Source organism: Flavobacterium sp. RSB2_4_14, from assembly GCF_051547085.1.
Classification (GTDB): Bacteria; Bacteroidota; Bacteroidia; order Flavobacteriales; family Flavobacteriaceae; genus Flavobacterium.
The window spans coordinates 1,225,420-1,248,704 of the sequence record NZ_JBPTTL010000001.1 but is presented as its reverse complement, the minus strand read 5'-3'; the positions used below and the strand labels follow the sequence as shown (position 1 = coordinate 1,248,704).

At 32.4% G+C, this 23,285-nt stretch carries 23 protein-coding genes; 14 read left to right on the top strand and 9 right to left on the bottom strand.

Annotated features, from left to right (window positions below; genetic code table 11):
* Nucleotides 1-5: 5 nt before the first annotated feature.
* Complete coding sequence (locus ACSVH2_RS05655) at nt 6-482, bottom strand: lipocalin family protein (RefSeq protein ID WP_438092169.1); 477 nt, start codon at nt 480-482, stop codon at nt 6-8.
* A 177-nt stretch (nt 483-659) separates the two neighbouring features.
* Here ACSVH2_RS05655 and htpG point away from each other — a divergent pair, with 177 nt between their 5' ends.
* The 6 genes from htpG (at nt 660) to ACSVH2_RS05625 (ending at nt 7,109) form a co-directional block, all read left to right on the top strand.
* Complete coding sequence (gene htpG, locus ACSVH2_RS05650; protein WP_438092168.1) at nt 660-2,561, top strand: molecular chaperone HtpG; 1,902 nt, start codon at nt 660-662, stop codon at nt 2,559-2,561.
* A gap of 144 nt (nt 2,562-2,705) precedes the next feature.
* The gene (locus ACSVH2_RS05645) at nt 2,706-4,946 is read left to right on the top strand and encodes a M20/M25/M40 family metallo-hydrolase (RefSeq protein WP_438092167.1); all 2,241 of its coding nucleotides are present in this window, start codon (nt 2,706-2,708) and stop codon (nt 4,944-4,946) included.
* A 12-nt stretch (nt 4,947-4,958) separates the two neighbouring features.
* Entirely contained in the window at nt 4,959-5,354 is a 396-nt protein-coding gene (locus tag ACSVH2_RS05640) for a DUF2721 domain-containing protein (protein WP_438092166.1), read from the top strand.
* 69 nt (nt 5,355-5,423) lie between these two features.
* A complete protein-coding gene (locus ACSVH2_RS05635; RefSeq protein ID WP_438092165.1) occupies nt 5,424-6,188 on the top strand; it encodes an NYN domain-containing protein in 765 nt (254 codons plus the stop codon).
* 271 nt (nt 6,189-6,459) lie between these two features.
* The gene (locus tag ACSVH2_RS05630) at nt 6,460-6,702 is read left to right on the top strand and encodes a DUF6364 family protein (RefSeq protein ID WP_438092164.1); all 243 of its coding nucleotides are present in this window, start codon (nt 6,460-6,462) and stop codon (nt 6,700-6,702) included.
* Nucleotides 6,702-7,109 (top strand): type II toxin-antitoxin system VapC family toxin, encoded by a 408-nt coding sequence (locus tag ACSVH2_RS05625; protein WP_438092163.1) that lies wholly within the window; start codon nt 6,702-6,704, stop codon nt 7,107-7,109. The genes ACSVH2_RS05630 and ACSVH2_RS05625 overlap by 1 nt, the downstream gene beginning before the upstream one ends.
* A gap of 195 nt (nt 7,110-7,304) precedes the next feature.
* Here the strand turns inward: ACSVH2_RS05625 and carB are convergent, their stop codons facing one another.
* Both carB and rpmH read right to left on the bottom strand, forming a co-directional pair.
* A complete protein-coding gene (gene carB, locus ACSVH2_RS05620; protein ID WP_438092162.1) occupies nt 7,305-10,157 on the bottom strand; it encodes a carbamoyl-phosphate synthase large subunit in 2,853 nt (950 codons plus the stop codon).
* Between the two features lie 160 nt (nt 10,158-10,317).
* Nucleotides 10,318-10,479 carry a 50S ribosomal protein L34 gene (gene rpmH / locus ACSVH2_RS05615; protein WP_007136275.1) on the bottom strand — a complete coding sequence of 54 codons (162 nt, stop codon included), beginning with the start codon at nt 10,477-10,479 and terminating at the stop codon, nt 10,318-10,320.
* Between the two features lie 157 nt (nt 10,480-10,636).
* Here rpmH and ACSVH2_RS05610 point away from each other — a divergent pair, with 157 nt between their 5' ends.
* Nucleotides 10,637-11,152 (top strand): DUF2892 domain-containing protein, encoded by a 516-nt coding sequence (locus ACSVH2_RS05610; protein ID WP_438092161.1) that lies wholly within the window; start codon nt 10,637-10,639, stop codon nt 11,150-11,152.
* A gap of 116 nt (nt 11,153-11,268) precedes the next feature.
* On the opposite strand, the gene ACSVH2_RS05605 is transcribed toward ACSVH2_RS05610, so the two are convergent.
* Both ACSVH2_RS05605 and ACSVH2_RS05600 read right to left on the bottom strand, forming a co-directional pair.
* Nucleotides 11,269-12,162, bottom strand: a complete 894-nt coding sequence (locus tag ACSVH2_RS05605; RefSeq protein ID WP_438092160.1) for a lytic transglycosylase domain-containing protein — start codon at nt 12,160-12,162, stop codon at nt 11,269-11,271.
* Between the two features lie 50 nt (nt 12,163-12,212).
* Nucleotides 12,213-12,872 carry an alpha/beta hydrolase gene (locus ACSVH2_RS05600; RefSeq protein ID WP_438092159.1) on the bottom strand — a complete coding sequence of 220 codons (660 nt, stop codon included), beginning with the start codon at nt 12,870-12,872 and terminating at the stop codon, nt 12,213-12,215.
* A 68-nt stretch (nt 12,873-12,940) separates the two neighbouring features.
* On the opposite strand from ACSVH2_RS05600, the gene ACSVH2_RS05595 reads away from it, so the two are divergent.
* Both ACSVH2_RS05595 and ACSVH2_RS05590 read left to right on the top strand, forming a co-directional pair.
* Nucleotides 12,941-13,252, top strand: a complete 312-nt coding sequence (locus ACSVH2_RS05595) for a GNAT family N-acetyltransferase (protein ID WP_438092158.1) — start codon at nt 12,941-12,943, stop codon at nt 13,250-13,252.
* An 81-nt stretch (nt 13,253-13,333) separates the two neighbouring features.
* Nucleotides 13,334-13,675 carry a hypothetical protein gene (locus tag ACSVH2_RS05590; protein WP_438092157.1) on the top strand — a complete coding sequence of 114 codons (342 nt, stop codon included), beginning with the start codon at nt 13,334-13,336 and terminating at the stop codon, nt 13,673-13,675.
* A 33-nt stretch (nt 13,676-13,708) separates the two neighbouring features.
* Here ACSVH2_RS05590 and mtaB read toward each other — a convergent pair whose 3' ends face one another.
* The 3 genes from mtaB to ACSVH2_RS05575 form a co-directional block, all read right to left on the bottom strand.
* Nucleotides 13,709-15,037, bottom strand: coding sequence for a tRNA (N(6)-L-threonylcarbamoyladenosine(37)-C(2))-methylthiotransferase MtaB (gene mtaB / locus ACSVH2_RS05585; RefSeq protein WP_438092156.1), 1,329 nt, complete (start codon nt 15,035-15,037; stop codon nt 13,709-13,711).
* A 155-nt stretch (nt 15,038-15,192) separates the two neighbouring features.
* Nucleotides 15,193-16,368 carry a GlmU family protein gene (locus ACSVH2_RS05580; RefSeq protein WP_438092155.1) on the bottom strand — a complete coding sequence of 392 codons (1,176 nt, stop codon included), beginning with the start codon at nt 16,366-16,368 and terminating at the stop codon, nt 15,193-15,195.
* 152 nt (nt 16,369-16,520) lie between these two features.
* Nucleotides 16,521-16,772 carry a type B 50S ribosomal protein L31 gene (locus ACSVH2_RS05575; RefSeq protein WP_438092154.1) on the bottom strand — a complete coding sequence of 84 codons (252 nt, stop codon included), beginning with the start codon at nt 16,770-16,772 and terminating at the stop codon, nt 16,521-16,523.
* A gap of 216 nt (nt 16,773-16,988) precedes the next feature.
* Here ACSVH2_RS05575 and ACSVH2_RS05570 point away from each other — a divergent pair, with 216 nt between their 5' ends.
* The 5 genes from ACSVH2_RS05570 to ACSVH2_RS05550 are packed head-to-tail and all read left to right on the top strand — an operon-like array spanning nt 16,989 to nt 22,568.
* A complete protein-coding gene (locus ACSVH2_RS05570) occupies nt 16,989-17,519 on the top strand; it encodes a DUF4199 domain-containing protein (RefSeq protein WP_438092153.1) in 531 nt (176 codons plus the stop codon).
* The gene (locus ACSVH2_RS05565) at nt 17,520-18,476 is read left to right on the top strand and encodes a glycosyltransferase family 2 protein (RefSeq protein ID WP_438092152.1); all 957 of its coding nucleotides are present in this window, start codon (nt 17,520-17,522) and stop codon (nt 18,474-18,476) included. It begins immediately after the preceding gene.
* Between the two features lie 42 nt (nt 18,477-18,518).
* Nucleotides 18,519-19,010 (top strand): ORF6N domain-containing protein, encoded by a 492-nt coding sequence (locus ACSVH2_RS05560; protein ID WP_438092151.1) that lies wholly within the window; start codon nt 18,519-18,521, stop codon nt 19,008-19,010.
* Between the two features lie 4 nt (nt 19,011-19,014).
* Nucleotides 19,015-20,742: a phospho-sugar mutase gene (locus tag ACSVH2_RS05555; RefSeq protein WP_438092150.1), complete on the top strand. Its 1,728-nt coding sequence runs from the start codon at nt 19,015-19,017 to the stop codon at nt 20,740-20,742.
* The gene (locus ACSVH2_RS05550; RefSeq protein WP_438092149.1) at nt 20,742-22,568 is read left to right on the top strand and encodes an ABC transporter ATP-binding protein; all 1,827 of its coding nucleotides are present in this window, start codon (nt 20,742-20,744) and stop codon (nt 22,566-22,568) included. Before ACSVH2_RS05555 ends, ACSVH2_RS05550 begins: the two co-directional genes overlap by 1 nt.
* Here the strand turns inward: ACSVH2_RS05550 and ACSVH2_RS05545 are convergent.
* On the bottom strand, nt 22,565-23,278 hold the full coding sequence (locus ACSVH2_RS05545) for a hypothetical protein (RefSeq protein WP_438092148.1): 714 nt from the start codon (nt 23,276-23,278) through the stop codon (nt 22,565-22,567). The genes ACSVH2_RS05550 and ACSVH2_RS05545 overlap by 4 nt on opposite strands.
* Nucleotides 23,279-23,285 lie beyond the last annotated feature (7 nt).

The window sequence follows — 23,285 nt, the reverse complement described above, 5'->3', positions numbered from 1 at the left end:
TTTTTTTAATTTAATTTTTCAAATTGATATACTACATCAACTGTTTTTCCGGCAACATTAATTTTTTCTGTTAGCTGAAAAGTACTTTCTTTTAGATTTGCGATGTTTAAAACATATCCTGACTTAACCGTTTTTGATTTGGCTTCGTCAAGAATTTTCATAACAAATTGTCCTTCCTTATTTATAAACCATGTAATTGGTGTTGTGTACGCAGTACAACTTGCATTGTTCAATGTCAATTGACCTTTGTTATTGTTTGATACAAATTTCCATGTACTTCCAATAAAACATTTTGAATCTGCTAGGTCAAACGAAGTCACTTTTATCACATCAGAACCAGGATAAGTAACTGCAGAAATTTTCCAATTTCCTTTAAGAGCAGCTTCAGTTTTGTTATCTAATTTTGTACTCGTGGCCGAACTTGACGATTTACATGACAAAATTAAAAGACAAAGTAAACTCGATAAAATAATTTTTTTCATATTAAATAAAGTATTAATTAGTAAACACAAATATACATCCATTTTTTTATTAAGTTTTATATGATATTAAATTATTCTTATACAATTCTGCTACGCCAATTTGTCATATTTTAGATATTGGTATTCTATTTGACAAGTGTTAAAAAGTACAATTTGTAGAACATAAAAATTAAAAAAATGACAACAGGAAAAATTAATGTATCAGTAGAAAACATCTTTCCACTAATTAAAAAATTTTTATACAGCGACCATGAAATATTCTTGCGCGAATTAGTATCCAATGCTACAGATGCTACTTTAAAATTAAAGCATTTAACAAGTATTGGTGAAGCCAAAGTAGAATATGGAAATCCAATCATTGAGGTTAAAATTGACAAAGAAGGCAAAAAATTACACCTCATTGATCAAGGTTTGGGAATGACCGCTGAAGAAGTTGAAAAATACATCAACCAAGTGGCATTTTCTGGTGCGGAAGAATTTTTAGAAAAATACAAAGACTCTGCCAAAGATTCAGGAATCATTGGTCATTTTGGTCTTGGATTTTATTCTGCTTTTATGGTAGCTTCCAAAGTGGAGATTATTACCAAATCATATAAAGACGAACCAGCAGCACATTGGACATGTGATGGAAGTCCAGAGTTTACACTTGTTTCTCATGACAAAACCGAAAGAGGAACAGAAATTATTCTACATATTGCAGAAGATTCATTAGAATTTTTGGAAGAATTCAAAATCCGTGAGTTGTTGACTAAATACAACAAGTTCATGCCAGTGCCAATTAAATTTGGAACACGCAAAGAAAAAATCGAACAGAAAAAAGGAGAAAGTGTTGCCGAAGAAGACAAAGACAATATTTTCACCGAAGTTGAAGTGGACAATATTATTAATAATCCAAATCCGGCTTGGACAAAACAACCAGTTGATTTAACGGATGAAGATTACAAGAATTTCTACCGCGAGTTGTATCCAATGCAATTTGAAGAACCATTATTCAATATTCATTTGAATGTGGATTATCCATTTAACTTAACAGGTATTTTATATTTTCCAAAAATGTCTGCCGATTTGCAAATGCAAAAAGACAAAATTCAGTTATACCAAAATCAAGTATATGTAACTGACAATGTAGAAGGAATTGTACCTGAATTCCTTGGCATGTTGAAAGGTGTAATTGACTCTCCAGATATTCCGTTAAATGTTTCGCGTTCTTATCTTCAATCAGATGGAAATGTGAAGAAAATATCCAACTATATCACTCGTAAAGTAGCTGATAAATTGAAATCATTATTCACAGAAAACCGTGAAGATTTTGAAAAAAAATGGAATGATATCAAAATCGTTTTGGAATACGGAATGCTCTCTGAACCTAAATTCTATGAAAAAGCAGGCGACTTTGTATTGTATCCATCTGTAGACGATAAATATTATACTTTGGCAGAATTGAAAGAAGCCATCACTGCCAATCAAACCGATAAAAACGGAAAACTGGTAGTCCTTTATACTTCAAACAAAGATGCTCAACACGGTTATGTTGAAATTGCCAAAGAAAAAGGGTATGAAGTTATACTATTAGACTCTCCTATTGTTTCGCATTTAATTCAAAAATTAGAGTCAGATAACCAGAACATGACTTTTGTTAGAGTTGACTCTGATCATATCGATAAATTAATTCAGAAAGAAGATACTCAAATTTCAAAATTGTCTGAAGATGAGTCTAACAAATTAAAAACAGTAGTGGAAGAAATTGTTCCAAAAGCAAATTATTCAGTGCAATTAGAACCAATGGACAGCAGCGCTGCTCCATTTATCATTACACAACCTGAATTTATGCGACGAATGAAAGAAATGAGCCAAACTGGTGGCGGTGGAATGTTCGGCATGGGTAATTTCCCTGAAATGTATAACTTAGTAGTTAATACAAATTCTGACTTGGCTTCTACAATTTTGCATACTGATGATAAATCAGCGCAAGAAAGCTTGGTAAAACAGGCACTTGATTTGGCAAAAATCTCTCAAGGATTATTGAAAGGCGAAGAATTGACTGCTTTTGTAAAACGTAGTTTTGAGTTGATTAAATAAATATCAAAAAAAAAATAAGAAGTAAGACCTGCAAGTGAAAATTTGCAGGTCTTTTGTTTTTAATTTAATCGTTTAAAATAAAAATTAACGAACTTTACAACCTAAATAAAAATCACATTATATTTAATATAAAAAACTTACTACATGCATATTAAATCCTTACACAAAAATTTAATTTTTACTTTTCTACTTACAGCCATTTTTACAAATAGTTTTGCACAAGAAAAACACCTCAAAAATATCCAAAAACTAACTTTTGGTGGAGATAATGCCGAAGCTTATTTTAGTCCGAATAGTCAAATGCTTACAATGCAAGTCTCCAATCCAAAAGCAGGAATTCTTTGTGATCAAATCTATTTGTATGATTTACAAAGCAAAACCTATTCATCTGAAAATTTGAAACTAATTTCAACTGGAAAAGGCCGTACCACTTGCTCCTATTTTATGCCTGACGGAAAGCACATCATTTATGCATCAACTCATGCTTTTGCCAATGAATGTCCACCACCACCGAAACCAAAAGATGGAAAATACCTTTGGGCTGTTTATCCTGAATTTGATATTTATATGGCCGATTTAAATGGGAAAATCGTAAAACAATTAACAAATTCTCGAGGTTATGATGCCGAAGCTGTGGTTTCGCCAGATGGAAAAAAAATTGCTTTTACAAGCACTCGTAGTGGTGATTTAGAACTTTGGACAATGGATATTGATGGAACAAATTTGAAACAAATAACCAATAGTTTAGGTTATGATGGCGGAAGTTTCTTTTCACACGATAGCAAAAAATTAGTGTTTCGTTCTTCGCGTCCAAAAACAGAAGCCGAAATTGCCGATTACAAAGCGCTTTTAAATGATAATGTTGTTGCGCCTACCGAAATGGAAATTTACACTTGCAATGTTGATGGAACCAATCTAAAACAAATTACACATTTAGGAAAAGCAAATTGGGCTCCATTTTTTCATCCATCCGATAAAAAAATAATATTTTCTTCTAATCACCATTCAACTCGTGGTTATGATTTTCAATTGTACATGATTGATAGTAACGGAGAAAATTTGGAACAAATCACTTGGGAAAGTGAATTCAATGCGTTTCCAATGTTTTCACCCGACGGAAAAAAATTGGTTTTCTCTAGCAATCGCCAGCAAAGTGCAGCACGCGAAACCAATGTTTTTATCGCAGATTGGATCGATACTGATGATACTGAAATGGCAAAAACTGCCAATCTCAAAAAAAATATTTCATTCTTAGCTTCCGATGATTTAAAAGGAAGACTGACAGGTTCCAAAGAAGAGACTGTTGCAGCCAATTATTTGGTAAAACAATTCAAAAGCTTGAATTTAAAACCATATGATGGGGCAACTTACATTCAAGATTTTAGCTATAAAGTAAAATTGAATCCACACGATACCATTGCCAATAGTGGTGTAAATAATACAGGAAAAAATGTGATTGCATTCCTAGACAACAAAGCCAATAAAACGATAGTTATTGGTGCTCATTATGACCATTTAGGTTTAAACGAGCATAACAATTCCACTAAAGTTAATTCCGTTGGAGAAATTCACAATGGTGCTGATGATAATGCGTCAGGTGTAGCAGGAGTTTTAGAATTGGCCCAAATGTATTCTCAAAATAAAACCATCGAAAACGTAAATTATATTTTCGCTCTTTTTTCGGGTGAAGAAGATGGTTTGATTGGCTCAAAACACATGGCTGAAACTTTGAAAAACAAATATCCAAATGTAATTTCCATGATTAATATGGATATGATTGGACGATTAAACGACAAAAAAGAATTGACCGTTGGTGGTATTGGGACGAGTCCAGAATTTAAAAATCTTGTTGAAAAAAATAAACCTGCAGGTTTCAATATCACATTAGACGAAAGTGGCATTGGTCCATCGGATCACACTTCATTTTATTTGAAGGATATTCCAGTGCTATTTTTCTTTACAGGAACACACACTGATTATCATAAACCAAGTGATGATGAAGATAAAATCAATTATACAGGTACAAAAAATATTGTTGATTATGCTTTCAGAGTGAGTAATAGTATTGCAAATTTAGACAAAGTAGAATTTGTTAAAACCAAAAGTAATGCCGCAAAAAAAGGAGCAAAATACAAAGTCAGCTTAGGAATTATGCCCGATTATGCTGATACTGGTGATGGTTTGCATGTTGATGGCGTTACTGATGACAGACCAGCTCAAAAAGCGGGTATTCAAGCTGGAGACGTAATCATCAAAATAGGAACTTGCGAAATAAAAGAAGTTTATGGCTACATGGAATGTTTGGCAAAATTAAATTCAGGTGATGAAGTTCCTGTAACCTTTATTAGAAATGGTGAGAAAAAAACCGTTACGGTAAAATTCTAAAACAAACGCTAAATGACACTCAACATCGAAACTCCAGCATTACTTTTCTCTGCTACTTCATTAATTTTATTAGCTTATACCAATCGTTTTTTGACCATTGCACAAATAGTTCGTGGTTTGAAGAAAAACTATGATGAGAAACAAAACAAAAGCATTTTGATAGAAATTAAAAACCTCAACTTGCGATTAACACTCATCCGTTACATGCAACTTTTTGGTGTACTCAGTCTATTTCTCTCCGTATTTGCTATGTTATTATTGTTTTTTGAACAACAATTAGTTGGCATTTACCTATTTGGGTTAAGCTTATTGAGTTTATTGATTTCACTTGGAATATCGTTTTGGGAAATAAGTATTTCAGTGAAAGCACTAAGGGTACATTTAAGTGATTTGATTGAGGACAAATAGTCTGAGCAAATTATACTTACCTTTGACTAACAACTATTTAATTATTCCTATTTTAAATAAACTCGCAATATGGAAATTAAGAAAGATCTAAAACTTGCTGTATTAATTGATGCTGATAATGTTCCTTATGCCAATGTAAAAGAAATGTTTGAGGAAATCGCCAAATATGGAACGCCAACTTTTAAAAGAATATATGCCGATTGGACAAAACCAACCGTTTCTGGATGGAAAAATGTTTTACTCGAAAATGCTATCACTCCTATTCAACAATACAGCTATTCTACAGGAAAAAATGCCAGCGACAGTGCTTTGATAATTGATGCCATGGACATACTTTATACGGGAAAAGTTGATGGTTTTTGTATTGTTTCCAGTGATTCCGATTTTACACGATTAGCCACTCGACTTCGTGAAGCGGGAATGAAAGTTATTGGTATTGGTGAGAAAAAAACATTAACACCATTTATTACCGCTTGTGATAAATTCATCTATATCGAAATTTTGAAAAAACAAGATACTGAAGTTTCTCTGGAGCCAAATAATAAAAAATCTTCCCAAAAGAATAAACCGCAAGCCAATATTCCATTGAGCAAAATTGATCCAAAAATCATCAAACTTTTTGCAGACAGTATTACCGATTTAGAAGATGAAAACGGCTGGGCTTTCCTAGGTGATTTAGGCAACTTAATGCTTAAAAAGAAACCCGATTTTGACTCAAGAAATTATGGATTTCCAAAAATGTTAGCTTTACTCAAAAGCATGAATCGTTTTGAAATTGATGAACGCGAAAGCGGTAAAAACAACATAAAGCATATTTATGTGCGAAGAAAATAAAATAAGTCCCAAGAAAATGAAAATGCCCTAAAAGTTAGAAACTATTTGGGGCATTTTTTATTAATTCTCAACATTATTTACTCAAATACATTTTTCTTCTACTATACAATTCATAAAACTGGTCGTCTTTTAAATCATCAATAAACAATATACTTTCACCTGTAGATTTCCCCAAATTCGACAAGCGTCCAACCGCTATCTCCAAAAAAAATAGAAATAAATTAGACTTTTACGTAACAAATTATTATTTTTGTACGTAAATAAATTTATCATGAATACTAAACTCACATTAAATCTTGACAAAGGTGTAATCGACCAAGCGAAAAACTATGCGAAAGATAATCGTGTTAGCCTTTCTAAACTTATAGAAAACTATCTTGATTCTCTAACAAAAAGATCAGAGAAAAAATCCAAAATTAGTCCTTTAGTAGAAAGTTTAACCGGAGTTATTCCAAGTGGAAACTATGATGACAGAAAAGATTATAAAGATTATCTTTCTGAAAAATATTCATAATGGAGAAATTATTAGTTGACACAAATATCGTCATAGATTTACTTTCTAAACGAGAAGAATTTTTTCAAGAAGCTCAAGAATTATTTACACTCGCAGATAATAAAAAAGTTCAACTTTATGTTTCCGCTTTAACTTTCGCCAATACACATTATTTACTTAGCAAGTATCAAAAACTTGATGATGCTCGAAAGACTTTAATTAAGTTTAAAGTGTTGGTAAATATTTCGCCATTGGATGACAAAGTAATAGAACTTGCTTTAGTTTCAGACTTTAAAGATTTTGAAGATGCAATACAATATCATACTGCGTTAGAAAATGGAATTGACATTATAATTACACGGAATAAAAAAGACTTTAAAAATTCAAAACTTCCTATTATGACGGCAAAAGAATACTTAAAAAGGTAATCGCTTAATGCTATTAGCCGTTTCAACTAATATCGAATTTTGCATTATATTCATATTTACGTTGTGCAAGAAATATTATTTTTAACAGAAAATAATTAGTTCCGAAGTTCACAACAGTCGCAAAGTGAAGGAATAAAAAATAAAATTATACCAAAAAAAGCCCCGAATGGGGCTTTTTATATCTAAACTCAAGGTTTATTTACTCAAATACATTTTTCTTCTACTGTACAATTCATAAAACTGATCGTCTTTTAAATCATCAATAAACAATATACTTTCACCAGTTGATTTCATTTCTGGTCCCAATGCTTTATTCACATTTTGGAATTTACTAAAAGAGAAAACAGGTTGTTTGATAGCATAACCTTTTAACTGAGGATTGAATGTAAAATCGGTTACTTTGTTTACACCTAGCATCACTTTAGTGGCATAATTTACATAAGGTTCGCCATACGCTTTGGCAATAAAAGGAACCGTTCTCGAAGCTCTAGGATTGGCCTCTATGATGTAAACAATATCGTCTTTAATAGCAAATTGAATATTGATTAAACCAACGGTTCGCAATGCTAAAGCTATTTTCTTAGTATGGTCTTTGATCTGTTGCATAACAAATTCCCCTAAATTGAAAGGTGGTAACGTCGCATTTGAGTCGCCTGAGTGAATTCCACAGGGTTCAATGTGTTCCATTATTCCTATAATGTACACATTTTCACCATCGCAAATCGCATCGGCTTCTGCCTCAATTGCACCATCCAAATAATGATCTAACAGCAATTTATTTCCTGGAATCGATTTCAATAAATCAATAACGTGTTCTTCTAATTCTTGTTTGTTGATGACAATCTTCATGCCTTGTCCGCCCAAAACATACGAAGGACGAACTAACAAAGGAAAGTCTAATGTATCAGCTAATTTTGACGCTTCATCTGCACTTTCGGCAATTCCGAATTTTGGAAAAGGGATTTTAAGTTCGGTTAACAATTCTGAAAAACGACCTCTATCTTCAGCTAAATCCAAAGCATCAAAAGAAGTTCCAAGAATTTTTATACCATATTTTGATATTTTTTCAGCTAATTTCAAAGCGGTTTGACCACCCAATTGTACAATTACACCTTCTGGATTTTCGTGGCGAATGATATCATAAATATGTTCCCAAAAAACAGGTTCGAAATACAATTTATCTGCAGTGTCAAAATCAGTTGAAACCGTTTCTGGATTACAATTAATCATGATAGTTTCAAAACCACATTCTTTGGCTGCCAAAACACCGTGAACACAAGAATAATCAAACTCAATTCCTTGCCCAATTCTATTTGGCCCAGAACCTAAAACCACTACTTTTTTCTTATCAGTAACTACGCTTTCATTGTGAACAAAGCGTTTTCCGTCAGGAGTTTGGATTTCGGCTTCAAAAGTGGAATAATAATAAGGTGTTAGCGCTTTAAATTCGGCGGCACAAGTATCTACCAATTTATAAACACGCTTAATATTCATTTCTTCCCGAAGCTTGTACACTTGACTTTCTAAACATCCTAACATGTGTGCTATTTGTCGGTCACCATATCCTTTTTGTTTGGCTTCAAGAACCAATTCTTTTGGTAGTGTGTCAATTTTATAATTGGAAATTTCTCTTTCTAACAGGTATAATTCTTCGTATTGTTTCAAAAACCACATGTCAATTTTTGTGATTTCGTGAATTCTACTCAACGGAATTCCCATAGCAATGGCATCGTAAATTACAAAAACGCGATCCCAACTTGCATTGGTTAATTTTTCGATAATTTGTTCGTAATTTTTATATCCTTTTCCGTCAGCTCCAAGTCCGTTGCGTTTTATTTCCAATGATTGTGTGGCTTTATGAAGCGCTTCTTGAAACGAACGACCAATTCCCATCACTTCTCCAACCGATTTCATTTGCAATCCTAAGGTTCTATCAGCACCTTCAAATTTGTCAAAATTCCAACGTGGAATTTTTACGATTACATAATCCAATGTTGGTTCAAATAAAGCTGAAGTTAATTTGGTAATTTGATTTGGCAATTCATCGAGATTGTATCCTAAAGCCAGCTTTGAAGCTACTTTCGCAATTGGATAACCCGTTGCTTTTGATGCTAAAGCTGAGGAACGAGAAACACGTGGATTAATTTCTATGGCCACAATATCTTCTTTTTCATCAGGTGAAACAGCAAATTGCACGTTACAACCTCCAGCAAAATTACCAATGGAACGCATCATTAAAATGGCATAATCTCGCATTTTTTGAAAAGTAGTATCCGACAAAGTCATTGCTGGTGCTACTGTAATTGAATCACCTGTATGAATTCCCATTGGATCCATATTTTCGATGGAACAAATGATAACTACGTTGTCATTTTTATCACGAAGTAATTCTAATTCGTATTCTTTCCAACCCATCAAAGCTTTGTCAATTAAGACTTCATGAATGGGCGACATTTCTAGTCCATAAGTAAGCTTTTCTGCAAAATCCTCTTTTTTATAAACAATTGCTGCTCCTGTTCCACCCAAAGTAAAGGAAGGTCGAATTACTAAAGGAAATCCAAATTCTTGAGCAATTTCTTTACCACGTAAAAATGAGGTACATATTTCAGCTGGTGCAGATGGAACTCCTATTTTTTTAAGTAATTGTTTGAACTGTTCTCTGTCTTCGGTGATATTGATGGCATTTACATCAACCCCAATTAATTTTACTCCAAAATCTTCCCAAATTCCTTTTTCATCCGCTTCTAAACATAGGTTCAAAGCTGTTTGTCCACCCATTGTTGGCAAAACAGCATCAATTTGAGGATGTTCTTTTAAGATTTTGATAATAGATTTAGTGGTCAATGGCAATAAGTAAACATGATCCGCCATAGAAGGATCAGTCATAATCGTTGCCGGATTTGAATTAATCAAGATGACTTCAATTCCTTCTTCGCGAATGGAACGCGCAGATTGTGAACCTGCATAATCAAATTCGCAGGCTTGCCCAATTACGATTGGACCTGAACCTATTATTAAAACTGATTTTATTGAGTTGTCTTTTGGCATTGTAGTTATTTTGTAGTTGTATGTTTCTTGTTCAAATGTAATCTGTTTGATTTGAAAAGGGAAAATTGACGTTTGAAACTTATCAAAAATTATAAACAGATTTAAAAAAAAGCCGCTACTAATAAAAGTAACGGCTTTATATTGATTAATTACTTAACCATTATTTTTTGTGTCTTGGTTCACAAGAAACTGTCAATTTATGTCTTCCTTTAGCTCTACGACGCGCAAGGACTTTTCTTCCATTTGCAGAAGCCATTCTGTCCATAAATCCGTGCTTATTTCTTCTTTTTCTTTTCGATGGTTGAAACGTTCTTTTGCTCATTGCTTTGTATCTTTAAAATCGTGTATTAATTTCTTTGTAATACGGCTCTTTTTAAACCGAGTGCAAATATACAAACCTTTTTTTTTCTGGCAAGTAGTTTTATAAAAATATTTTCAAATCCTTTTATTACCTTTGCAATCACAAAAAAAATATAATTATGTTTCACAGATTTATTAAATTAATAATTGCAGCTTTATTACTATTTACAAGCGTTTGGCAATTTACAGAAGGAAATATTGGTAATGGAATTTTTTTAGTATTACTAACAGCTATTCCTGTTTTTCTTTATTATAAAAATGAATACATTCTTATGGCTTTTCTAAAACTTAGAAAACAAGATTTTGCTGGTGCAAAAGTTTGGTTGGGTAAAATAAAAAATCCAGAAACTGCTTTGGTTAGAAAACAACAAGGATATTACAACTACTTGCACGGATTAATGCTTTCGCAAACCAATTTGACACAAGCCGAAAAATATTTCAAAAAAGCCATCGAACTGGGATTAAACATGGACATGGATTTGGCTGTTGCCAAATTAAATTTGGCTGGAGTTGCCATGTCAAGAAGAAGAAAGTTAGAAGCAACCAATCTTTTGAACGAAGCTAAAAAGCTAGACAAACAAGGCATGTTAAAAGATCAAATAAAAATGATGAAAGAGCAAATGAAGAAGATTTAATTGCAGTTTCGGATTTCAAGTTACGAGTTTCTTTGAATAGAAAAAAGTTCGCAAAAATTGCGAACTTTTTTTTTATGAATACTATTTTAAACTCGAAACCCGAAACTCGAAACTTTCTAATAACCTTCTGTTGGAATTTCGATTTCGTATTTTTTCTTCGTTGGATTTAGTAACTTTTTGTCACGCAACCAAGGATTATGAATTTTCAGAATTTTATAATTAATACCTTGCGAGATAGCAAAACTTGTTAAATCATTGATAGTGCTATCAACTTCAATTTTTTTTGTTGGAATTGATGGATATAAATCACTTGAAAAAACACTAAACCCATATTTGGCTGGTTGTTTCATGATTTCTTTCAAGGCCAAAATTCTGAATACATAACGAGACGTTTCTTCTGTTAAACCCAAATCGTAATAATTAGTGACTTTTTGTTCTTCAATCCTTTTTGAAATGCCACTCATTCCTCCATTGTATGATGCAGCTGCAAGTGTCCATGAACCAAATTTTTCTTTGGCAGCCAACAAATATTTACAAGCCGCTTCGGTTGATTTCTCTAAATGGTAGCGTTCGTCAACAATTTCATTGACTTCCATTCCTTTTTCTTTGGCAGTATCCGGCATAAATTGCCAAACTCCTCTTGCTCCAGCAGAGGAAACAGCATTGGTCAAACCACTTTCAATAACGGCCAAATATTTAAAATCATCTGGCACATTATATTTTTGAAGTATTGGTTCAATGATAGGGAAAACCCTATTGGCGCGTTTTAAAATTAAGGTTGTGGTTGAATGTAAATTAGTGTTGATTAATAACTCTCTGTCCAATCTTTCTTTTACGTCAGTAATTTTTAGTGGAGCGCTTTCTCCTGCAAAATCAACCGCCGAAGGAAAATAAAAAGCAGTTCCTTCGCGTAATAATTTATCTTTATTATCACCAGAGATGGCAAAAATTAAAAATCCAGAAATTATAATAACAATTAGGATTGAAATGGGGGTTTTACTCTTTTGCATAAAATATTATTTCTTTTTGTAAAGCTACAAAAATCAAGCCTGAATTGCATTTATTCTTGAATTATTTTAGGAAGATTATCATTCAACCATCGGTATTTACTCAAAATCATAATATGAGTACCACCTTTTACTGAAATGAAATTTTTGATGTATTTTGAAGGGAAAACTTCATCCAAATCGCCATGAATATGAATAATTTCTGGGTCTATTGCTATTCTTTCCCAGTTAATAATTTCTTCAATGGCCCAATCTAAATATCGTTTATCTCTAACCGAAAGGAATTTTTCATACAAAGCTAACCTCTGCTTAATAATTGAGGAACCAAAGGTGAATTTCACCAAGAGTTCTATATTTTCAAACAATTTAGTGGGAATCAGTTTATACGCTTTGGTAGTTTTAGCAATTTTCATTCTCCTTGGCAATTCTGTGCTTGATTTTACACTTGAAATAATAATCACTTTCATAGGGTTTAAAAATTGTTTCATTTCCTGAACCAAAATTCCACCAAAAGAGACTCCAATTAAAACTGCATTTTCGTGTAACACATTTTTGGCCATTCGTTCAGCATAAGATTGCAAACTTTCTCCTTGGTTTGGAATAAACCATTCTAAATAGTGAACTTCAAAAATAGCATTTGGAAGTTGTATCCTTTCGAATATACTGGAACTTGCAGCCATGCCGGGCATAAAATACACATGAATTTTAGTCATTTTTTTACTCAAAATCAGTTAATTATTCGTATTTTTGCATGAAATTAATCCTTTTAATTTACTTGATTATGAACGATGCATTAATTTCAGAAAAAATGGAAATTAAAGATAACACTTTTGCCCGTCAATTTGAGACTTTGGTTGATGGAAAATTAATTTCAGTTGAATATTCATTTCAAGAAAAAAAAATATTCCTAACTAGAATTAACACATTTGATGGTTTTGAAGATGAAGGTTTTATCAATGATTTATTGAAAAACATTATGGAAATTGCCTATGAAAGGAAATTAAAGGTTGTTCCTATTTTACCTAAAATTGCACTTTTCTTTAGAAAAAATACAACCTACAGAGATTTATTACCACCAGGAATAAAAATCTAGTTTCAAAACACACTAAATAATAATATCCCAAATTCTAATTATTCAAATAGAATTTGGGCTTTTTTTATCTATTTTTATAAAATGAATTCCGAAGAACTAAACGACAATATCATTGCCTTTTTTGAAACCATAGACAAATATTATGGTAGCAAAACAGAAATTACTTCAGGATTATTTTCTAAAATGGATGATGTAAACGCAGCATTAACCACTTGGAATTTATCAGAATTTAAACTTATTCGTTCTGCATATCGCAACAATGGCGGAAAATTTATGTTTGAAGGAAATGGCAACTATTTTGAAATTGCAGCCGAAAAACTAATTGATTTCAAACAACCCGGACGAAATAAATTTGAGTTTATAGAACAATATGGTGAAACTGTCTTTAGAATTACTAAAATTAATTTTCATTATAAATATTAAACACAGATTTCACCATATTGTCACAGTTTAGAATTACACTTCTATATTCAAAAACTCCATTCTAACGCTTCCGTCTTCATCAATTCTGGTCAAATTGATTTCGTGTAAAGTATTCACTAAATCCGGATTCCAAGGTGTTTTTACTTTTACGTAATTCTCTGTAAATCCGTGAATGTAACCTTCTTTATTTTCGCTTTCAAAAAGAATGGTTCTGTTGGTTCCAATCTGACTTTCATAAAAAGCACGTCGTTTTTTAACGGATAATCCGCGTAACATTTTACTTCTTTTTGAACGAATATTCATTGGGACAACACCATCCATAATTGCCGCTTCGGTATTATCGCGTTCAGAATAAGTAAAAACATGCAAATAGGAAATATCCATTTCGTTTAAGAAATGATAGGTTTCCAAAAAATGCTCATCAGTTTCACCAGGAAATCCAACTATAACATCAACACCGATACAAGCATGTGGCATGACTTCTCTAATTTTAGCAACTCTTTCAGAGTAAACTTCTCGCTGGTAACGGCGTTTCATTTTACCTAAAATCTCATTGCTACCACTTTGCAATGGAATGTGAAAATGTGGCACAAAAGTTCTGCTTTTTGAGACAAATTCTATGGTTTCGTTTTTTAATAAATTAGGTTCGATAGACGAAATCCGTAGTCGTTCAATGCCTTCTACTTCGTCCAACGCTTTTACTAAATCTAGAAATGTATGTTCGTGTTTTTTATTACCAAATTCTCCTTTGCCATAATCTCCGATATTGACACCTGTAAGAACAATTTCTTTTATTCCTTGTTGCGAAATTTCGAATGCATTTTTTAATACATTTTCCAAAGCATCGCTTCTCGAAATTCCACGTGCCAAAGGAATAGTGCAATAAGTACATTTATAATCGCAACCATCTTGAACTTTCAAGAAAGCACGCGTTCTATCGCCAATCGAATAGCTACCAACATAAAAATCGGCTTCTTCAATTTCACATGAATGCACTTCGCCCATATCATTTTTGGACAAATCATTGATGTAATCTGTAATTTTAAATTTTTCAGTAGCACCAAGAACTAAATCAACACCATCAACTGCTGCTAATTCCTCAGGTTTTAATTGCGCATAACAACCAACAGCAGCAACAAATGCTTTGTCGTTGAGCTTCATGGCTTTTTTAACTACTTGCTTGAATTGTTTATCGGCATTTTCGGTAACCGAACAGGTATTGATAACATAAATATCGGCCACTTCTTCAAAATCTACTCTATCAAAACCTTCGTCCTGAAAATTTCTCGCTATAGTAGAAGTTTCGGAGAAATTCAATTTACATCCTAAAGTATAGAATGCTACTTTCTTTTTTATTTCCATAGTAAAGCTCAATTAATGAAATCGTTGTCAAAAAATTGAGTGGGCAAATTTAAGCAAAAAATTAAAATATAAAACCATTAAGAACATTAAGTTAGATTGAGATTTTGCTTAATTCTCTTACTGCTCTTAATGGTTTTATAAAAATTAAATGAAGTTTATTCTTTTCTAAACTTTTTAGTTTCTTCAAAAACGTGTTCCAAAATCTTAGCATCTTCTTCTGAAAATTCTACATTACGTCTTGCCATTACAATCTTAGCAGTTTGAAATGCCTTTGAAGTCAAATAGGTTGTAAAACCAGAACTTCCACCCCAAGAAAAACTAGGTACAAAATTTCTTGGAAATCCTGCTCCAAAAATATTCGCAGAAACTCCAACTACAGTTCCAGTATTGAACATGGTATTTATTCCACACTTGCTATGATCTCCCATCATTAAGCCGCAAAACTGCAAGCCTGTTCGGGCAAAACCTTCGGTTTCATAACTCCACAATCGCACTTCTTCATAGTTATTCTTTAAATTAGAATTATTACTATCTGCGCCAATATTACACCATTCTCCAAGCACAGCATTTCCTAAAAATCCATCGTGCCCTTTGTTGGAATACCCAAAAAGAACCGAATTACTAACTTCACCACCAATAACGGAATGTGGACCAACAGTGGTTGCACCATAGACTTTGGTTGCCAATTTCACTCTTCCTGATTCACACAAAGCAAATGGTCCACGAATTACAGAACCTTCCATAATTTCGGCATTTTTACCAATGTAGATTGGTCCAGTTGATGCATTCAGCGTAACAAATTCAAGCTTTGCTCCTTCTTCAATAAAAATATTTTCAGGTGCCATTACATTGACACTTTTTGGTATGGGTTGTGATTTTCTATCTTCGGTGATTAATTCAAAATCTTCACGAAGAGCAGCTTCATTTTTGGCAAAAATATCCCAAGTATGTTGAATTTTTATGCATTCTTCATTAAACTCAATTACTTCATACAAATCAAAATCAACTTCTTCCTGAGTTTCATTAGTATAAAAAGCAATCACTTCTTCCCCTTGAAAAATGGCTTGATTTTTTTCTAAACTTTTGACCAATTCGACCAAAATATCATTGGGCAAAAAAGAAGCATTAATCATAACATTGTTTTCCATTTCCACCATTGGGAATTTATCTGAAAGATATTCTTCTGTTACTGTGGTTGTGGTTGACCCTAAATATTTTTCCCATTTTTCACGAATAGTTAATATTCCAACACGAATATCTGCTACTGGACGAGTGAAAGTAAAAGGAAGTAAGGCATTGCGAACTGTTCCGTCAAAAAGTATATAGTTCATTTTGGTTGCGTGTTATTAAGTTGCGAGTTCAAAGTTTATAAAAAAAATCCGTTTGACAATGCCTTGGGTCAAAAGTTTATGGCATAAAAAAACCACTCACTTTCGTGAATGGTTTTGCTATAATTGGAACACTTATCCCGAAGGCTCGGGACTTATTTAGCGTGTTTTGCGTATTTAGTTTTAAATTTATCAATACGTCCTGCAGTATCAATAAGTTTAGATTTACCTGTGTAAAAAGGGTGAGAACTTCTAGAAATCTCCATTTTGAATACTGGATATTCAACACCTTCGTGCATGATAGTTTCTTTAGTTTCAACTGTTGATTTAGTAATAAAAACATCTTCGTTTGACATGTCTTTGAAAGCAACTAATCTGTAATTTTCTGGGTGAATTCCTTTTTTCATGATAAATCTTTTTTATGGTTATGAAGTAGTTTGTTTTGATGCTTTCCCTACGAAAGGTATAAACTAGCTACAACTTTTAATTTCTCTTGTTTTTAATTTGAGAGTGCAAAAATACAACTATTTTATAAAAATCAAAGCGATGTGTAACTTTTTTTAATTGTTTCCTACTTAATATAGGATTTACTTATATTTGTTAAAATTTAAAACCTAAAAACTATGAATGAAATTATTAAGAAAAACGGAATTACTTTTGGAATTATCTTAGGATTATTTTCAGTTCTTATCACAACGGCTATTTATGCTATTGATTTAAATTTATTTACTAGTTGGTGGATTGGTGGCGTTGCGATTGTTATACCAATCATTATTGGTGTTGTTTTAGTTTCAAAAACTAAAAAGCAATTGAACGGAATTCTAGTTTTCAAAGATGCCTTCACTGTATATTTCATTGCTGCCTTAATTGGTTCTTTTATAGCTAAAATATATGAATATGTATTATTCAATTTTATTGACCCACAAGCCAAAGAAACCATTAAAGAAATCACTATAAAGTACACTACTGAGGTGATGGAAAAATTTGGCGCTCCAGCATCAGCAGTTAACGAAGCCATGCAAAAGGCAGCTGAAACTGATAATTATTCCCTGAGCAACATATTTTTTGGCTTTACTTTAGGTTTAGTTTTTCATGCTATTTTCGGCTTAATTTTAGCGGCTATTTTTAAATCAAAATCGAACGAAGGATTATAAATGAATTTATCCATAATCATTCCGCTTCTTAACGAGCAGGAATCTTTACCCGAATTACACCAATGGATTGTCAAAGTAATGACGACTCACAACTATTCCTATGAAATTATTTTTATCGATGATGGCAGCACGGATAATTCTTGGTCAATAATTGAAACGTTATCGAAAGAAAATCCAAATGTAAAAGGGATACGTTTTATGAGGAATTTTGGGAAATCTCAAGCGCTGCATGCCGGATTTGCCAAGGCTCAAGGCGATGTTGTAATCACTATGGATGCTGACTTGCAAGACAGTCCAGAGGAAATCCCAGATTTATACAATATGGTAATGAACCAAAATTATGATTTGGTTTCAGGATGGAAAAAGAAACGGTATGATTCGGTAGTATTTAAAAATTTACCTTCCAAATTATTCAATTGGGCAGCAAGAAAAACTTCTGGCGTATATCTCAACGACTTTAATTGTGGTTTAAAAGGGTATAAAAATACGGTAATTAAAAACATTGAGGTTTCGGGAGAAATGCACCGTTACATTCCTGTTTTAGCTAAGAATGCAGGATTTTCAAAAATTGGTGAAAAGGTAGTTAAACATCAAGCCAGAAAATATGGTGAATCTAAATTTGGCATGAGTCGTTTCATTAATGGATTTTTAGACTTAATTACTATTTGGTTTTTATCACGTTATGGTAAAAGACCTATGCACCTTTTTGGTGCTGGTGGCGTTTTGATGTTCATCATTGGATTCCTTTCTACTGGTTTTATAATTTCTATTAAACTCATTAGACTCTATTCTGGATATAAAACTGTTTTAGTCACTGAAAATCCTCTTTTTTACATTGCCTTAACTGCTATGATTATTGGTTCCCAACTATTTTTAGCAGGATTTTTGGGTGAAATAATTCTTCGTACAAAAAATAATGAAGAGCGTTATAAAATTTCAAGTGAGGTGAATTTATGATTTTCTTGAGGTCACAATTTGCGTCCTCAAACATTTTAAAATATGGAATTAGAAGTTATTCAAAATAAAATTCATGAAATTCGAGGATTTAAAGTCATGCTTGATTTTGATTTGGCTTTGTTATATAATTTAGAAACTAGGGTTTTAAAACAAGCCATTCGAAGAAATATCAATAGATTTCCTGAAGATTTTATGTTTATTCTAAATGATGTTGAGTTAAATCAACTGGTATCACAATCTGTGATACCATCAAAAAGTTATTTTGGAGGTGCATTTCCATTTGCATTCACAGAACAGGGAATAGCAATGCTGTCGAGTGTTTTGAATAGTGAAAAAGCAATAGAGATTAACATTTCAATAATGAGAACTTTTGTGACAATCAGACAATTTGCTTTAAATTATACTGAATTGCAAAAAAGAATAAATGAAATTGAAGGACAATTTCCAGAAATATATAATGTCTTAAATTATTTAGTTGAAAAAGAGAATAACGAAGTAATTATTGAAAGAAATAAAATTGGTTACAAAAAATAACAACATGCACATCGAAAAACATATTTTAGATAAAGTAAACGAATGGTTAACACCTTCATTTGACAAAGAAACACAAGACCAAATTACAGAAATGATGACTACTTCACCAAAGAATTTAGAAGAGAGTTTCTATAAAAACTTGGAATTTGGAACTGGTGGAATGAGAGGAATAATGGGTGTTGGAACCAATCGTATCAACAAATATACTTTGGGTAAAAACACTCAAGGATTATCCGATTATTTAAAAAAATCCTTTCCAAACGAACAATTGAAAGTGGTGATTGCTTATGATTGTCGACATAACAGTGATACATTGGCGAAAATAGTTGCTGATGTATTTTCGGCAAATGGTATACACGTTTACTTATTTTCGGAAATGCGTCCAACACCAGAACTTTCATTTGCATTAAAACATCTTAATTGTCACGCCGGTATTGTTTTGACAGCGTCACACAATCCACCAGAATATAACGGCTACAAAGTATATTGGCAAGATGGAGGACAATTGGTTCCGCCACAAGATGAGGGAATCATTCAAGTAATTGAAGACTTAAAATACAGCGAAATAAAATTTAATGCTACTGAAAGTTTAATAGAATATATTGACGTAGCCATTGATAAAGCGTTTATAAATTCGACTATAGAAAATGCAAGTTTTAATACTTCGGCCAAAGCCAAAGAAAATTTAAAAATTGTGTATACTTCATTACATGGTACTTCTATAAAATTAGTTCCAGATGTTTTGGCAAAAGCTGGTTATACTGATGTCAATATTGTTCCTGAACAAGCTGTACCCAATGGTGATTTCCCAACCGTAAAATCTCCAAATCCTGAAGAACCTGAGGCACTGACAATGGCCTTAGCTTTAGCAGAAAAGACAAATGCCGAAATTGTTTTTGGAACTGATCCTGATAGTGATAGACTTGGCGTTGCAGTAAGAAATAATGAAGGGCAAATGCAATTATTAAATGGCAATCAAACCATGGTGGTTATGACCCATTATTTATTAGAACAATGGAAAAAAGAAGGCAAGATTGATGGCAATCAATTTATCGGGTCGACTATAGTTTCCACGCCAATGATGCTTGAATTAGCTTCTGCATATAACGTAGAATGTAAAGTTGGTCTAACTGGATTTAAATGGATTGCGAAATTTATTAAAGATTTTCCTGAACTTACATTTATTGGTGGTGGAGAAGAAAGTTTTGGTTACATGGTTGGCGATGCGGTTCGTGATAAGGATGCTGTTGGTGCCATTTTATTAATGTGTGAAATTGCTGCTCAAGCCAAAGAAAAAGGAAGTTCGGTTTATAAAGAATTACAACAAATGTTTGTGGATTTTGGTTTCTTTAAAGAGCATTTAATTTCTATCACTAAAAAAGGAATTGAAGGCGCCAATGAAATCAAGCAAATGATGGTTGACATGCGCGAAAAACCTGTTGCCGAAATAAACGGACAACGCGTAATTATGGTTGAAGATTATCAAAATTCCACCGCAAAAAATTTATTGACTAACGAAACTGAAACGTTACACATTCCTAAATCGGATGTTTTGATTTACTATTTAGAAGATGGTTCCAAAATTTGTGCACGTCCAAGTGGAACAGAACCAAAGATCAAATTTTACTTTAGTGTCAATACCGCCATAGAAAGTATCAATGAAATTCCAGCAGCAGAAGCTTTCTTGAACGAAAAAATAAAAAACATAATTTCTGAAATGCAGTTGAACTAATGAATAGTATAAAAAAAATATTTCCTTTTATTCGTCCCTATAAAAAGTATGTTTATTTGAACATTTTTTTTAATGTCTTTTATGCATTATTTAGTGCTGTTTCCTTTGTAGCATTAATTCCTATGCTGTCTGTACTTTTTAAAGAAGACAATAAAATAACTACTAAGCCTGTATTAAATGGTATAGAACATTTTGGAAAATACGTTGAGGATTATATGGGTTATTTTATAACCTATTACAACGAAACAAAAGGAGCTCAATATACTTTACTTATAATGATTTCAATAATAATCACCTTATTCTTATTGAAAAATCTATGCAATTATTGGGCCATGTACTTTATTACTTTCTTGAGAAATGGTGTATTGAGAGACATTAGAAATGCCATGTACAAAAAAACGGTAGAACTACCGATTTCTTATTTTTCAGAAAAAAGAAAAGGTGATGTCATTTCAAGAATGACTTCTGATGTTTTAGAAATTCAACACTCTTTTCTATCAGTTTTAGAGTTAATTGTTCGAGAACCTTTAACCATACTATTTACTATTGGTGCCATGTTTTTTATCAGTGTAAAACTGACATTGTTTGTTTTTATTTTCATCCCAATTTCAGGGTTTATTATTTCAAAAGTAGGTAAATCGCTAAAGAAAAAATCAGACAGAGCAGCTATTGAACAAGGTTATTTTCTTTCTATTATTGAAGAAACACTAAGTGGACTAAAAGTAATAAAAGGTTTTAATAGTGAGAATGTATTTAAAGGAAAATTCACCAACTCAACCGACAGATTTTTTCATTTAAACAACAAAATATTAAACCGACAAAATCTTTCTTCGCCATTGAGTGAATTTTTAGGAATATTAATCATTGCAGTTCTCTTAGTATATGGCGGAACAATGGTTTTAGTAGATGCAACACTTTCGGGCGCAAAATTTATTGGCTACATGGGATTGGCTTACAATATTTTAACACCAGCAAAAGCCATTTCTAAAGCAAGTTACGGGGTTAAAAAAGGGGAAGCAGCAGCCGAAAGAATATTAGAAATTTTAGAACAAGAAAATCCAATAGAAAGCAAAGAAAATGCTATTCATAAAACCACTTTTGAAAGCGGCATTTCTTTAGAAAATATCAACTTCAGATACGAGGATGAAAACGTGCTTAAAAACTTTTCACTCTACGTTCCGAAAGGAAAAACCGTTGCTTTGGTTGGACAATCTGGAAGTGGTAAAAGTACCATTGCTAACTTGCTAACCCGTTTTTATGATGTAAACGAAGGTAAAATCTCTATTGATGGAACGGATATCAAAGACATGGATTTGCAATCCTTACGTGGTTTAATGGGATTAGTAACTCAAGACTCTATTTTATTTAACGATACGATAAAAGCTAATATTTCCTTAGGGAAATTAGACGCCACAGATGATGAGATTATTGCTGCTTTGAAAATTGCAAATGCCTATGAATTTGTAAAAGATTTACCCGAAGGCATCTATGCTAATGTTGGCGATAGTGGTAACAAACTTTCAGGTGGACAAAAACAACGTCTATCTATTGCTCGTGCCGTTTTGAAAAATCCACCCATTATGATTTTGGACGAAGCAACATCAGCTTTAGACACAGAAAGTGAAAGGTTAGTGCAACAAGCATTGGAAAACATGATGCAAAACAGAACTTCAGTTGTCATTGCGCATCGTCTTTCAACTATACAAAAAGCAGATGTAATTGTGGTGATGCAAAAAGGAGAAATTGTTGAACAAGGAACTCATGAGGAACTTTTGGTGAAAAACGGAACTTATTCTAAATTAGTTTCGATGCAGTCGTTTGATTAAATAGGTTTGTATTCTTGAACTTTCCAATCTTTATCCAATAAATTTACAAAGTAGTAATGCAATCCGTCTTCTTTGTCAAATACACCGTTTTTATTAGTGTCTTCAATAGTTCTGAAAAATAATTTATTTTTCTCTTCTATTATTTTCCAATCAATTAACTCCTGAAAATCAGTTGATAGCTTAGTGAGTTTCTTTCCTGAAATTTCACTAATACAAATTGACTTTATATCATCAGAATCTAATTTGTTATCTTTATTAGTGTCTAAATCAGAGAGTGTGTAGACCAACAATTGTTGTTTTGATTTTTCAGAAAAAGCTTTTAAATAGGTTGCTGTTTCAATAAAAATGGGCTTTTCTGTCAAAGCATATATCGTGTCCTTACCTAATTCTTGAAATTTCAAGTTTCTTAAATTACCTGTAATTTGAAACTCTCCATAATTTGAAATTGTAAATCCAGCTTCTGAATCATACGAATATTTGATGCTTTTTTTATTATTAGACACTTCACCTATTGGATGTATCAAATAATTTGTTCCTTCCATGTGTATTGGTAAATCGGCAATTTCTAGTTGGGTTGCATCAACAGTAACATCTCGTTTTGCTTTTGATGTATCTTCATATATCACTTTTGGTTTTGGTGTTTCTTCTTTTTTACAACTTGAAAAAACAAAAAGGAATGCGAGAGAAATATAAAGAAAGTAGTTTTTCATTTTGAAA

What these genes read in the sequence shown, in the direction of transcription:
- ACSVH2_RS05655 (WP_438092169.1), bottom strand. Translation starts at nt 482, where the DNA reads ATGAAAAAAATTATTTTATCGAGTTTACTTTGTCTTTTAATTTTGTCA.
- htpG (WP_438092168.1), top strand. Translation starts at nt 660, where the DNA reads ATGACAACAGGAAAAATTAATGTATCAGTAGAAAACATCTTTCCACTA.
- ACSVH2_RS05645 (WP_438092167.1), top strand. Translation starts at nt 2,706, where the DNA reads ATGCATATTAAATCCTTACACAAAAATTTAATTTTTACTTTTCTACTT.
- ACSVH2_RS05640 (WP_438092166.1), top strand. Translation starts at nt 4,959, where the DNA reads ATGACACTCAACATCGAAACTCCAGCATTACTTTTCTCTGCTACTTCA.
- ACSVH2_RS05635 (WP_438092165.1), top strand. Translation starts at nt 5,424, where the DNA reads ATGGAAATTAAGAAAGATCTAAAACTTGCTGTATTAATTGATGCTGAT.
- ACSVH2_RS05630 (WP_438092164.1), top strand. Translation starts at nt 6,460, where the DNA reads ATGAATACTAAACTCACATTAAATCTTGACAAAGGTGTAATCGACCAA.
- ACSVH2_RS05625 (WP_438092163.1), top strand. Translation starts at nt 6,702, where the DNA reads ATGGAGAAATTATTAGTTGACACAAATATCGTCATAGATTTACTTTCT.
- carB (WP_438092162.1), bottom strand. Translation starts at nt 10,157, where the DNA reads ATGCCAAAAGACAACTCAATAAAATCAGTTTTAATAATAGGTTCAGGT.
- rpmH (WP_007136275.1), bottom strand. Translation starts at nt 10,479, where the DNA reads ATGAGCAAAAGAACGTTTCAACCATCGAAAAGAAAAAGAAGAAATAAG.
- ACSVH2_RS05610 (WP_438092161.1), top strand. Translation starts at nt 10,637, where the DNA reads ATGTTTCACAGATTTATTAAATTAATAATTGCAGCTTTATTACTATTT.
- ACSVH2_RS05605 (WP_438092160.1), bottom strand. Translation starts at nt 12,162, where the DNA reads ATGCAAAAGAGTAAAACCCCCATTTCAATCCTAATTGTTATTATAATT.
- ACSVH2_RS05600 (WP_438092159.1), bottom strand. Translation starts at nt 12,872, where the DNA reads ATGACTAAAATTCATGTGTATTTTATGCCCGGCATGGCTGCAAGTTCC.
- ACSVH2_RS05595 (WP_438092158.1), top strand. Translation starts at nt 12,941, where the DNA reads ATGAACGATGCATTAATTTCAGAAAAAATGGAAATTAAAGATAACACT.
- ACSVH2_RS05590 (WP_438092157.1), top strand. Translation starts at nt 13,334, where the DNA reads ATGAATTCCGAAGAACTAAACGACAATATCATTGCCTTTTTTGAAACC.
- mtaB (WP_438092156.1), bottom strand. Translation starts at nt 15,037, where the DNA reads ATGGAAATAAAAAAGAAAGTAGCATTCTATACTTTAGGATGTAAATTG.
- ACSVH2_RS05580 (WP_438092155.1), bottom strand. Translation starts at nt 16,368, where the DNA reads ATGAACTATATACTTTTTGACGGAACAGTTCGCAATGCCTTACTTCCT.
- ACSVH2_RS05575 (WP_438092154.1), bottom strand. Translation starts at nt 16,772, where the DNA reads ATGAAAAAAGGAATTCACCCAGAAAATTACAGATTAGTTGCTTTCAAA.
- ACSVH2_RS05570 (WP_438092153.1), top strand. Translation starts at nt 16,989, where the DNA reads ATGAATGAAATTATTAAGAAAAACGGAATTACTTTTGGAATTATCTTA.
- ACSVH2_RS05565 (WP_438092152.1), top strand. Translation starts at nt 17,520, where the DNA reads ATGAATTTATCCATAATCATTCCGCTTCTTAACGAGCAGGAATCTTTA.
- ACSVH2_RS05560 (WP_438092151.1), top strand. Translation starts at nt 18,519, where the DNA reads ATGGAATTAGAAGTTATTCAAAATAAAATTCATGAAATTCGAGGATTT.
- ACSVH2_RS05555 (WP_438092150.1), top strand. Translation starts at nt 19,015, where the DNA reads ATGCACATCGAAAAACATATTTTAGATAAAGTAAACGAATGGTTAACA.
- ACSVH2_RS05550 (WP_438092149.1), top strand. Translation starts at nt 20,742, where the DNA reads ATGAATAGTATAAAAAAAATATTTCCTTTTATTCGTCCCTATAAAAAG.
- ACSVH2_RS05545 (WP_438092148.1), bottom strand. Translation starts at nt 23,278, where the DNA reads ATGAAAAACTACTTTCTTTATATTTCTCTCGCATTCCTTTTTGTTTTT.